This is a genomic window from Bifidobacterium sp. W8114, assembly GCF_016101165.1.
Classification (GTDB): Bacteria; Actinomycetota; Actinomycetes; order Actinomycetales; family Bifidobacteriaceae; genus Bombiscardovia; species Bombiscardovia asteroides.
In genome coordinates, this window is record NZ_JACFRA010000009.1 from 1 (window position 1) to 13082 (window position 13082).

The following is a 13082-nucleotide window of genomic DNA, read 5'->3' on the forward strand; positions in this document are numbered from 1 at the left end:
GCAGACGGGAAACCAGATGCATGAAACCAAAACCCCTTCACCAAACACCAAGCGGAGCAAACGCCGCTTGCCTATTCAAAGTTCTTCATGTCGGAAAGCCGTCCATAGCTCAATACCAGCCTGTGCAGCAAACTGCACAAGCCACGACAAAAGCCAGTCGTCTTCTCGACATTCCCCGCTTTTCACCATACCACCTAGCCCACAGATAACACACGATACGGATCGTGATGGGTGATCTCGCTATAGACGACCATGTGGTAATCGGTTTTGTATTTCTGAGTAATTGCATCACTACTGAAAACGGCGTATAAGCATCGTTCTATTGATTCTCATTTCCATCGTGAAGTTCAGCATTTGTTCGGCGATAGAAGACTGTAAGGCAGACCTAGTTTGGACCGCTTCAGTGTCTTGGGGTCGCCGACTGCAGCAACCTGCCTCTGATTAAGACTGAAAACCATCTATTTCAAGCTTGCCAGCCAGGAGTAGACCGGCCCTAGGGTTTTGTTCCTGATGCAAGATAACCGACTGGCCGCGCGCGGTAAAAGCAGCTGTTTTCACTATTGCTGTCGGGCGATTGAATGATAAATGTGGTGGGGGCGCGAGAGGAGTGTCGGCTCACTTGGGGATTGAGCCTTCAGTGACACTTGCCTCCGTGCGCCCCCTGTAAGCCGAGGCGGGAAGATTGATCCGCCACCCGGCTTGTCTTACTCGTGAGAAATGTTTGACAACTTGTGTTGTTCTCTCCTGTGTTGGCGTGATGCCAGGACCCCTCCCATGCCGGTCATGCCGGTGACCAGGGCGAGCAGGATGCCCTCCCCTCCGGCGCGGGGAAGCACGCCTGCAGGCAGGTATGTGTAAGTCAAAGAGGTGTCGGTCAGGATGCGTCCTGCACCACCCATCATGTAGTCCACGCTGACCGTGACCGGGCCAGGCAGGTGTTCGGGCGTGAACACAGTGACGCTGTTGTTGCTTATATGGCTCAGGTTCGTGCCGGGGCTGGTATCGAAGGTAACGCCGCTGATCACCGGAGACAGGTTGAACACCACCGGCATGGGAGCCGGGCTCGGGCTTCCTGCGTCGGGATTGCCGATTGCGCCATATCGGTTGTCTCCCCATGCTCTGGCATATCCGTCCGTATCGATTGCCGAAGAATGAAAGTAGCCGGCACTTACTTGCGCGGCTTTCAGCCAGGGGCCGGCTGAGCTAGTGGATTGCGCGGAGGCGAACACCCTTACAGGAGAATACCGGTTGTACCCGGCGTTGTCACCAATCTGATTGTAGTTGCTGATTCCCCATGCCCAGGCGTTTCCGTTTGTGTCGATAGCCAACGTGTGACTGTCTCCGCCGCTGATCTGTATGGCTGTCACTGTGCCTGCATCCGTCGGGTACCGCACCTTTTGGGGAATCGGATTCGGATTATCGCCGCTGTTGCTGCCATTGCCGAGCTGACCAACGATGTTGCGCCCCCATGACCAGGTGTTCCCGTCTTCATCGATGGCCAGCGCATGCCAGCCGCCGGCGCTCACCTTGGTCGCTTTCAGCCAGGGGCCCGCAGCAGCCGTGGATTGGCTGGAACTGAATACACGCTTGGGTGTTGGGTGCGCGGTATTGGTATTAAGCCCGTCGCTAGTATTGTTGCCGAGCTGGCCGTAGTTGTTGTAGCCCCAGGCGTACACGTAATGGTCCTGGCCGATGGCGAGATTAAAAGACCATTGAGTGCCTATCTGCAGGGCATGAAAGACCCCGCTCGCATCAGCAGGGTCCATGACCGCGGCGGGGACGGTCTGCTGGCTTGTGTATTGACCGTTGCCTGCGGATAAGCTTCCCCAGGTGTACACGGTTCCGTCGGCTCCCAGCGCTATGGAGCTTCGCATTCCGGTGGAGACCTGGATTGCTTTTAGACCTGTACCGGAGCCGTTTGGGCTGTATACGCGCACAGGGACTGACGAATTCCCTGTGGTGTTGTTGCCGAGCTGGCCGAAATCGTTATTCCCCCAGGCGTACGTGTATCCGTCGCTGCCGATGGCCAGCGAGTGGTAGCCGCCTGCAGCGACCTGCACATAAGTGAAGTCGGTCGGCGCTCCTGCAGGCTTTTTCACCATGACCGGCGTAGCCCGGTTGGTGGTCGTCCCGTCGCCGATTTGGCCAAAGCCGTTGTATCCCCAGGCGTAGGCGTTCCCGTCGCTGCCCACAGCCAGCGAAAACCCCATCAGATCATTCATAACGTATCCTCCGGAGCTGATCTGGTTGAATCTGATGCCGCTGGTGCTGTCTGGTGGGGTGATGGTGGTGGTTTCGTGGCCGAGCTGGCTACCCTTGTCGGGGTTGATTCCCCAGGAGGTGTTGGGGGTTTTGCTGGTCCATTTGGCGGTGAGGGTGAGGTTTTTTGTGACGGGTTTGCCGAAGTCGTAGGCGACTTTGTTGATGAACCATCCGTCGAACTGGTAGCCTTCGCGCACCGGGTCGGGGGAGGGTCGTTGGACCCTGCCGTAGGGATAGGCGACCTGCTGGGGGCCGGGTGTCGGGCTCCCTCCTGCCGTGTCGAAGGTGACCGTGTGGGTGGAGGCCGGTCTCGTGTCTCTTAACAGGGGCTGGTCGACGGTGTAGTTGAGGCTTCTGGTGAAAAGCTGGCCGTCTTGTTTGCCGGTGATAACAATGGTGGCTTGTCCGGGTTGGCGTGCGGGAACCTCCGTCTGCCAGGCGTCGCCGGTCTTGTCGGGTGTCAGTGCCTGGCCGTCCATGCTGGCTGTTTCAAGGATGGGTGTTGTGGTGGTGATGAGTCTGGCTGGCTGGCCGGGCAGGCCCTGCCCGGCCAGGCTCCACGTGAACATGCCGCCCTGTCTGCTGATGGCGGTGATTCTGCCGCCCGTAGCGGCGGCCTGCGTGTATGGCTGGTTCCCGTTGTCGGCGCGCATGGGTGTCTGCCCGGGCTTCCAGGCCCAGACCTTGCCGTTCTTGTCCGTGATGATGGCCTGGCTGTCGTTGCCGGTGATTTTGCTGGCTTTCAGCTGTCCTGGCAGGCTTAAAACTGTGGTGCTGGTTGTGCTGTCGGCCAGGAAATAGGCCTGCCCGTCAGTGTCCAGGAGGAGGAATCCCTGGTTGAGGGCCTGGGCCTGGATGATGCGCGTGCCCGATTCCTGCCTGATGGGTTCGGGCTTGGCTTTTACCGTGTTGTTCGCGTTCCGGGTCCAGGCCTGCCCGTCCGAATCCACGATGAGGATCCGGCTGTCGGAGGCGGCGGCGGTGACGGCCTGCGCCGGTTCGGGCAGGCCGGTCGTGGCCTGTTGTGTGAATTTCGGATTCGGATTCCGGCTGTCGGCATCGCTGGCCTGGTAGGCGTGGACCCGGCCTTGACGGTCCACGGCCAGGAGCCGATTATCGTTCATGCTGATGCTGGTGAACAGGGTGTCTGGGCCGGTGTCGATGATTGTGGGTGTGGTCTGTTGGCTGTCCCAGGTGTAGATCCGCTGGTCGGATCCGAGTGCGGCCTGCCGGCGGCTGCCGGCCGCGGCCTGCAGGTAACGGAACCCGGCGGGAGCCTGCGTGGGGGAGGGCACCTGTTCGGGAATGCTGTCCTGTGTCCAGGTGTGGATGCGGCCGTCCCCGGTCAGGCCGAGGATCTGCTCTCCTGCGTGGACGCTGGTGTAACAGGGTTCCTGCCTGTCGGGCGGGCTGATGGTCAGCCGGGTGCCGGTGGCGGGCCCGTGCTCCGGGCTCAGCGTCCAGTCCGTGACCTTGGTCCATTTTGCAGTCAGGATCGTGTCCTGCAGGACGGGGGTCCGGAAGTCGTAGGGCTGGCCGTCAAGCGTCCACCCGTCGAACCGGAAGCCCCCACGCACAGGGTTGTGTTGTGGAGGGGATGCTAGGGTGCCGGTTTCCACGCTCGCCCGTGTGGGCGTGCCTCCGTCGGCCGGGTCGAAGCGCACCGTAAGGGAAGTTTGAGTATCTGTCTTTTCGGCTGATTTGACCGGAGCGAGGTCTGTGCCGTCTTTATTGATTGTCGTCGATGATGGAGTGCTTGGACTCGGTGTTGCGGAACCTAATGGTGTGGTGGTTTGTATTGGCGAGGGTGAGGGCAGTGGGGTGCTGGCTGTGCTGCCGGTGGGGATGCCGGGGGTTTGTCCAGCTGTGTGGGGGGTTTGGCGGCCCCCCTTGATGGATGGGGGAGCGTCCGCGTCGGCGGTCGCGGCGCCCAGGCCTGCCAGCAGGCCCAGCAGGAGGATCGTCGTCGCCAGGATGCGACGCAGTCGGGTACTCTGATGCATAAGCCGACAACCTTTCGCCCACACCGGACACAGCCACTTCGAACATCCCCAGGAAGGTGCCGATGAATCCCTGCCTACAACGTCCCATCCGTCAGGAAGCGACTCTTTAATCCGCATCGAAACCCAGCCAACTCCCCAACACCACTACATTCATCATGCTACCCGAAAAAACTAGTACACACGCAGCCGTTTGTAAGAATGAATCCGTATAGGTCAAGCCTGCTTCGGGCTCCGTGCCGGCGCAGTGTCTCTATTTATCGCATCACTGATGAAAAAGTGAGCAAACATCGTACTGTTAGCCAGCATCTCAATCTCCAAGATTGTGCCTGCCATTGACCGCCAGTGCATGGGGGCCGGGAGATGGTCGGAATTCTGACTAAGTTGGCTGTCCCGACCGGCCTGTTGCGAGGCTGCCTGCATGATGCCGATCCGGCAGAAGTAAGCATTAAGTGTGGTGGGAGGGGCGCGGGAGGCGTGTCGGCTCACTTGGGATTGAGCCTTGTATGACGATTGCCTCCGTGCGCCCCCGGTAAGCCAGGGCCGAGAGATTGACCCGCCCCTGGCTGGTCTTACTCATGCTAAGTTTGCGACAGCTGATGCCGTTTCTTCTTGTGGTGGCGGGAGGCCACCACGCTGCCCATGCTCACGACTCCTGTGACCAGGGTGAGCAGGATGCCTGCCCCGCCGGTACTGGGAAGCACGACTGTAGGCGCTGCGGGCAGGTACGTGTATCTGAGGGAGGTGTCGGTCTGGGTGTTTCCTGCGCCGCCCAGCGTGTATTTGACGCTGACTGTAACCGTGCCCGGCAGGTGTGCAGGCGTGGTCACGCTGGCGCTGCTGCCATCGCCGCGAATCAGATTTGTGCCGGGGCTGGTGTCGAAGGCGACGCTGGTGATCACCGGCTGCAGGTTGAACGCTACCAGAACGGGAGCAAGACTCCGGCTTCCTGCATTGGGATTGCCGAGCTGACCGTACTGGTTGTCTCCCCATGCCTTGGCGTATCCGTTCGTGCCAATCGCCAGTGAATGCTGCCATCTCGCACTTATTTGCACGGTGTTCATCCAGGGTCCGGCCGAGCTCTTGGACTGCGCGGAGGCAAACACCTTTACCGGGGTATACCGATTGCTGGTGGTGTTGTCGCCGAGCTGGCCAAAATCGTTGCGCCCCCATGCCCAGGTGTTCCCGTCCGTGTCAATGGCGAGCGCATAATAGCCTCCAGCGTTCACCTGCTTGGCTGTCACAGGGCCTGCAGTTACCGGGTATTTTACACGCACGGGGACAGGATTTGCATCGTATTCTCCGTTGCTGGTGCCATTGCCGAGTGAACCATACGTATTTTGTCCCCATGCCCAGGTGTTCCCGTCCGTGTCAATGGCCAGCGCATACCAGTATCCAGCGCTCACCTGCACCGCCTTCAGCCAGGGGCCCGCTGCAGCCGTGGACTTGCTGGAGGCGAACACGCGGCCGGGCGTCGGGTTGAAGATGTTGGCACTGGTCCCGTTATTTGTGTTGTTGCCGAACTGGCCGTTGGTGTTGTAGCCCCAGACGTACACGTAACCGTCCTGGCCGATGGCCATGTCGAAGGACCAGCCGGTGCTGATCTGTACGGCGTGGAAGACGCCGCTGGCATCCGAGGAGTCTTTGACTGCAGCGGGGAAGGTTTGCTGGCTTGAGCCGTTACGATCGTATCCTTTGGATATGCTGCCCCAGGTGTATACGGTTCCGTCAACGCCTAGCGCCATGGAATTCCAGGCTCCGCCGGTTACCTGGATGGCTTTCAGGCCTTCACCGGAGTTGTTTGGCCCGTGCACGCGCACAGGTAGCGACGAATTGGATGTGGTGTTGTTGCCGAGCTGCCCGTGGTCGTTGAGCCCCCAGGCGTACACGTACCCGTCGCTGCCGATGGCCAGCGAATGATAGCCTCCGGCAACGACCTGCACGTAGGTGAAATCCGTGGGTGCGTCTGCAGGCTTCGGCACCGGGACGGGTGTGTTCTGCCGGGCGGTCGTACCGATGCCGAGCTGGCCGAACTTGTTGTTGCCCCAGGCGTAGGCGTTCCCGTCGCTGCCCACAGCAAGCGAATACCCCGTCTGATCAGCGAAGAGGTATCCTCCGCCACTGGCCTGGCTGAACCTGATGCCCCGGCTGGTGTTGGTTGGCGGGGTGATGGTGGTGGTTTCCTTGCCCAGCTGGTTGCCCTTGTCGGGGCTGATGCTCCACTGGTTGTTCTGTTTGGTGGGTGTCCAGTGGGCGGTCAGGGTCAGGTCCTTGCTGACAGCACTGCTGAAGTCGTAGGCGACCTGCCCGATAAACCATCCGTCAAACTGGTAGCCTGCGCGCGTCGAGTCGGGGGTAGGCCGATGGACCCTGCCGTAGACTGGCTGGATGCTCTGGTCCTGGGGGGTCGGGCCTCCTTCGCCCGTGTTGAAATGGACCGTGTATGTGGAGTCCAGTTGGCCGTCTCTGGTCAGGGTCTGGTCGACCGTGTAGTTGAGGCTTCTGGTGAAGGGCTGGCTGTCCTGCCTGCCAACGATGAGAATAGTGGTCTGCCCTGGCTGGCGGGCGGGTGTGTCCGCCTGCCAGGAGTCGTTGTTCTTGGTGAGTGTAAGCGGCTGGCCGTCCATACTGGCTGATTCCAGGGTGGGCGCCTGTATGGTGTTGAATCTGTCTGGTTTGCTTAGCTGGCCCTGATCGTCCAGGTTCCACTGGTATAGGCTGCCCTGCCTGTTCACGGCGGTGATTCTGCTACCGATGTGGACCGCTTGCATGTAACGCTGCTTTCCGTTGTCTGCGCGGGTGGGCGTCTTGCCGGGCTTCCAGGCCCAGACGTGGCCGTCCTTGCCGGTAATCATGGTCTGATCCCCGTTTGCGGCGATCCTGCTGGTCTGCACGCCGTCCGGCAGACTGACTGGGGTCATGCTGGCCGTGTTGCCGGCCTGGTAATAGGCCTGACCGTCCGCGTCCAGGAGGAGGAACCCTTTGCTGAGGGCTTGGGCCTGGATGATGCGGATTCCGGGGTCTTGTTTGATGCTTATGGGTTTGGTTTTTTCATTGTTGGTCGTATCCCATATCCAGCCTTGTCTGTCGGAGTCCAGTGCCAGAGTTCGGCTGCCAGATGCGACGGCGAGGACGGCTTGCGCCTGTTCGGGCAGGCTGGTTGTAGCCTGTTCGGCGAGTTTTGGAGTCGGATTCCGGCTCTCGTCTTGGTCATCTTGGAAAGCGTGGACGCGGCCCTGTTGGTCCACCGCGATGAGCCGGCCGCCGTTCATGCTGATGCTGGTGAACTGGATGTTCGTGCTGGAGTGGAGAATCACGGGCTTGGGCTGTTGGTTGGTCCAGGTGTAGATGTGCTGGTCGGATCCTAATGCTGCCTGCAGTCGGCTGCCGGCTGCGGCCTGCAGGTAATGGAACCCGTCGTCGGCTTGGATGGGGAAAGGTGCCTGTTCAGGTATGTTGTTTTGCGTCCATGTGTAGATGCGGCCGTCACCGGTCAGTCCGACAGTCTGCTCGCCTGCAGTTTGGAGTCTGATGTAGTAGGGTTCCTGCCTGTCGGGTGGGCTGATGGACAAGCGGGCGCCGGTAGTGGGTCCGTGGTCCGGGCTCAACGTCCAGTCCGTGGGGTTGGTCCATTTTGCGGCCAGTGTCGTGTCCTGGAGGATGGGAGTTTGGAAGTCGAAGGGTTGTCCGTCAAGTGTCCATCCGTCGAACCGGAAGCCGGGGCGCTGAGGGTTCTCTTGCGGGGGAGCGGCGAGAGTCCCGGTTTTCACGGTCGCCTGGGTAGGTGTGCTTCCATCGGCCGGGTCGAAGCGCACAGTATGCATGGCTTGACTGTCCGTCTTATCGGATGGCTTGGCTGAAGTAGCCGATTCTGTGCTGTCCGGAATGCCCGTCGACGTTGATGGGGCATCTGATGTTGTTGCAGGGTTCAGCAGTGATGCGGTTTTCAGGGACGATGACGAGGGAACTTGAGTGCTGGTGGCGCTGCTGGGGAGAGTGGGGGGTGCGTCACCGTCCGCGTCGGTGGATACCGCTGCAGGGCCCGCATGCAAGCTGAGCAGGACGATCATCATCGTCGAGATACGCCGTAGACCGGCACCCAGATGCATAAGCCGAAAACCTTTCGCCCACATCGGACACGTCTACATCCAACATCACCGAGAGTGTGCCGATGACCCCTGCTTATAGTGTCCTATCCGTCAGGAAGTGACCCCTCAAGCCACATTGAAACCCAACCAATTGCCCTACAACATTGTCATGCTACCCGAAAAAGCACCGCACATGGTGTAACCCACAATAAACGCTTCGAAATATAGTCCAGGACTTGTTCGATCCCCATGCCTGAGCGTATCCCTGGTTAATCGCCTCTCTGGCAGAAGAGACAGCAGGTGGGTATCGCTTCGTTGCCCGGTGCTCCGATTCCCAAGCTCTCTGTCTGTCCAGGAGTGGATTGGTTCGGCAGGTCAGGTGCGGGGGAAGCGGCGGGGTGGTGACGGCTCTGGACGAGATTGCCGGTGTGAGGTCGGGGAGCCGCGGATGGCGGCATCCAAGGCCTTGCGTGGCAGTTTATCGAAGCTATCCACTCAAGGTCTTTGACAGTTTCCGACTGGATCAGTCCTGCTGGGTTACCGTAGGATTCGATGTGTCAGCTACAAGTGGTCGAGGCGCGGACTGCCGCAGGGCCGGGCCAGACATGCGCAACTGGTGGCCGGTGTGCTCTAGTCGCCAAGGATGGGGGGGGGGCGAAGCATTCGATGTCTCTTGTAAAGAAATAGGTGGCCTAGGTTTAGCCGTCCTGTGGCTGGGCATGGGTTAATCCGACCCGAACTGTTTGGGGGTCCGCCAGTTGACATCAGCACGTTCTCGAGCCGGCGGGAGCCGGGAGACGGTCGGAGCCCAGGCTCATTTGGCTGTCTCGAACTGGCCTGCTGCGTGGCTGCTCGTATCATGCCGATGCCGGTTCTGCAGAAGCAAGTATATGGATGGTGGGGGCGCGGGAGGGGTGTCGGCTCCCTTGGGGGTTGAGCCTTAGATGGCGCTTTTCCTCCCTGCTCCCGCCAAGTTGGGCTGGTGGCGTGGGGATTGACACGCCGTCCGGCCGATCTTACTCGTGCGAAGTGTGCAACAGTTGGTGTGTTTCTCTCCTGTGGCGGCGTGAAGCCAGGACACCGCCCATACCGGTCATGCTGGTGGCCAGAGTGAGCAGGATGCCCTCCTCTCCGGCCTGGGGGAGCACGCCGGCAGGCGTGTACGTGTAGGTGAGGGATGTGTCGGTCAGGGTGTTCCCTACTCCGCCTATCGTGTAGTCGACGCTGACCCTGACCGAGCCCGGCTGGTGTGCGGGTGTCAGCACGGTGACGCTGTTGCTGTTGATGACATGGGTCAGGTTAGTGGCGGGGCTGGTGTCGAACCTGGCGGCTGTGATCACCGGCTGCAGGGGGAACATCACCGACACAGGAGCCATGCGTCTGGCACTGGAGGAGTCTCCTGTGGGGATGTCGGTGTTGCCGAGCTCGCCGGAGGAGTTTTGTCCCCATGCCCTGGCGTGCCCTTCCTTGTCGACGGCCAGGGAATGCAAGCGTCCGGCGCTGACCTGCACGACATGCAGCCAGGGGCCGGCCGAGCTCGTGGACTGTGCAGAAGCAAGCACTTTCACCGGGGTATACCGATCGCTCGTGGTGTTGATGCCGAGTTGTCCAGTATTGTTACGCCCCCATGCCCAGGTGTTCCCGTTCGTGTCGATCGCCAGCGAATGCCAGGTTCCCGTGCTCACCTGCACAGCCTTCACCGTGCCCGCACTCGTGGGGTATTGCACGCGTACAGGAGCAGTCACGCTGTAACTCGAGTTGGCGTTGCCGACCTGGCCATAGTCGTTGTATCCCCATGCCCAGGTGTTCCCGTTTGTGTCGATCGCCAGCGAATGAGCGCATCCCGCGCTGACCTGTACGGCTAACACTGTGCCCGCACTTGTGGGGTATTGCGCGCGTACGGGAATCCTTGAATTGTTGTTGCTGTTGTTACCGAGCTGGCCTTGAGCGTTTGATCCCCATGCCCAGGTGTTTCCGTTTGTGTCGATCGCCACCGTGTGATAGTACCCGGTGCTCAGCTGTACGGCCTGCACCGTGCCCGCACTTGTGGGGTATTGCACGCGTACGGGAAGGCTGGAATTGCTGGTGCTGTTGTTGCCGAGCTGGCCGTAGTTGTTACGCCCCCATGCCCAGGTGTTCCCCTCCGTGTCGATGGCCAGCGAAACACCATCTCCGGCGCTGACCTGTATGGCCTTCAGTCCCGTGTTCACGTTGGAGCTTGTGGCGGGATTGAATACGCGCACGGGGACGGCCGAATATCCGCCGGTGGTGCGGTTGCCGAGCTGACCGTAGTCGTTGTTTCCCCAGGCGTACACGTATCCGTCGCTGCCTATGGCCAGCGAATGCTTGCCTCCGGCGGTGACCTGCACGTAGGTGAAATCCGCCGGCCGGTCCGGATACGTTGTGCGATCGGGCTTCTTCACGGGTGTCGGCGAATTCCGCTGTGTAGTCGAGCCGTCGCCAATCTGGCCGGAACTGTTGTATCCCCAGGCGTAGGCGTTCCCGTCGCTGCCGACCGTCGAAGAGAATGAGGTCGCCACTCCGTCGCTTTTTGAGCTGCTGATCTGGTTGAACCTGATGTCCTGGCTGTTGGCGGGCGGGGTGATGGTGGTCTGCTGCCTGCCCAGCTGGCTGCCCTTGTTGGGGTTGATCCTCCAAACGTTGTTTGGGTCTTTGGCGGTCCAGTGGGCGGTGAGGGTGAGGTTCTGGGTGACGGGCTTGCTGAAGTCGTAGGCGATGTTGTCTTTGAACCATCCGTCGAACTGATAGCCTTCGCGCGTCGGGTCGGGTGTGGGACGCTGCACCCTTCCGAGCGGGTAGGACACCTGCTGTGGGTCCGGCTTCAGGCTTCCGCCATCTGAGTCGAAGCCGACTGTGTAGACGGATGCCTGCCGGGCGTCCCTGGTCAGGGTCTGGTCGACTGTGTAGTCGAGTCTTCTGGTGAAGGGCTGGCCGTCCTGCCTACCGGCGATCGTGATGGCGGCTGGTCCAGGCTGGTGTTCGGGCACCTCCGTCTGCCAGGAGCCGTCTTTCTTGCTGAGAGTCAATTTTTGTTCGTCCATGCTGGCTGATTCCAGGGCGCGCGCCTGGGTGGTGTTGATTCTTGCCGGCTTGCCGGGCCGGCCTTGCTTGTCCAGGCTCCACCGGTATAGGCTGCCTTGCCTGTCCACGGCGGTGATTCTGCCGCCCGTAGCGGCGGCCTGCGTGTAGGCCTGCTTCCCGTTGTCGGCACGGATGGGTGTTTCGCCGGGCTCCCAGGCCCAGACCTTGCCGTCCTTGTCTATGGTGATGGCCTGGCTGTCGTTGCCGGTTATCCGGCTGGCTTTCAGCTGTTCTGGCAGGCCGGTGGCTACAAGCTTGGTGGTGTTGTCAGCCAGGTAATAGGCCTGCCCGCCTGCGCCCAAGAGGAGGGCCCCTTTGTTGTAGGGTTGGGTTTGGACGATGCGCAAGCCCGGGTCTTGCTCAATGCGCTCGGGCTTGGCCCTTCCAACCTTGTTCGTGTCCCAGGCCCATGCTTGCCCGTCCGCGTCCAGGGTGAGGATCCGGCTGGCCGTGGCGGCTGCAAGAACGGCCTGTGCCTGCCCGGGCAGGCTGGTTGTTTCATGTTCGATGGGCTTCGAGTTCGGATTTTGGCTATTGGCCTGGCTGGTTCGGAAAGCGTGGACCTGTCCCTGCCGGTCCACCGCTAGGAGATGCTCGCCGTTCATGCAGATGCTGGTGAACTTGGTGTTTTGGCCGGTGTCCAGGATGGTGGGCGTGGCCTGTTGGCTGTTCCAAGTGTAGATGTGCTGGTCGGATCCGAGTGCCGCCTGCCATTGGTCGTTTGCTGCGGCTTGCAGGTAGTGGAACCTGTCGGGAGCCTGGATGGGGGAGGAAACCTGTTTTGGCGTGCTGTCTTGCGTCCACATGAAGATGCGGCCGTCGCCGGTCAGACCGACTATCTGGTCTCCTGAAGTTTGGATGCTGACGAACTGAGGTTCCTGCCTGTCGGGCGGGCTGATGGTCAGCTGTGCTCCGGGGGCGGGCCCGTGGTCCGGGCTCAGCGTCCAGTCCGTGGCTTTGGTCCACTTTGCAGTCAAGGTCGTGTCTTGGAGGATGGGGGTCCGGAAGTCAAAAGGCTTGCCGTCATAAGTCCATCCGTCAAACCGGAAACCGGGACGTTGGGGATTCTCTAGCGGAGGGCTGGCGAGAGTGCCGGTTCTTACGGCTGATTGTGTAGGCTTGCTGCCGTCGGTTTGGTCGAAGCGCACCATGTGTGTAGCTTGCTCACTGGTATCGGATGGCTCGTTTGAAGTGGGGTCTGCGCTGTCTGTATCGTTCGTCGGCGATGACGAGGTGGCTGGGCTCGATGTCGTGGGGGTCAGTGGTGATGTGGTTTCCAGTGGCGAGGGGGAAGGCAGGGGGGTGCTGGTTGCACTGCCGGGGGTAATGGCGGGGGTTTGCTCAGCTTTGCGGGGGGTCTGACTACCTCCCTCCACCTTGATGGGCACAGAAGCGTCCGCAGGGCCGGCGGACGCGGTGTCGTCCGCGTTGGCGGATGTAATGCCCAGGCCTGCCAGCAGGCCCAGCAGGAGGATCATTGTCGCTGACGCGCGACGTAGATGGGTAACCAGATGCATAAGCCGAAACCCCCTCGTCAACACCGGACACGACCGTTTCCGACATCCCCAAACGTGCCGATGACCCCTGCTTACAACGCCTTATCCGTCAGGGAGCTATTCAGACCACATTG

The 13082-nt window shown here is 60.7% G+C and carries 3 protein-coding genes; all 3 read right to left on the reverse strand.

Annotated features, from left to right (window positions below):
* Nucleotides 1-704 precede the first annotated feature (704 nt).
* The 3 genes from H3T89_RS08550 to H3T89_RS08560 all read right to left on the reverse strand — a co-directional run bounded on the left by H3T89_RS08550 (nt 705) and on the right by H3T89_RS08560 (nt 12969).
* Nucleotides 705-4265: an RCC1 domain-containing protein gene (locus tag H3T89_RS08550; protein ID WP_198216856.1), complete on the reverse strand. Its 3561-nt coding sequence runs from the start codon at nt 4263-4265 to the stop codon at nt 705-707.
* Between the two features lie 578 nt (nt 4266-4843).
* Nucleotides 4844-8371, reverse strand: a complete 3528-nt coding sequence (locus H3T89_RS08555; RefSeq protein WP_198216857.1) for an RCC1 domain-containing protein — start codon at nt 8369-8371, stop codon at nt 4844-4846.
* 995 nt (nt 8372-9366) lie between these two features.
* Nucleotides 9367-12969 carry an RCC1 domain-containing protein gene (locus H3T89_RS08560; RefSeq protein ID WP_198216858.1) on the reverse strand — a complete coding sequence of 1201 codons (3603 nt, stop codon included), beginning with the start codon at nt 12967-12969 and terminating at the stop codon, nt 9367-9369.
* Between the last annotated feature and the right edge of the window lie 113 nt (nt 12970-13082).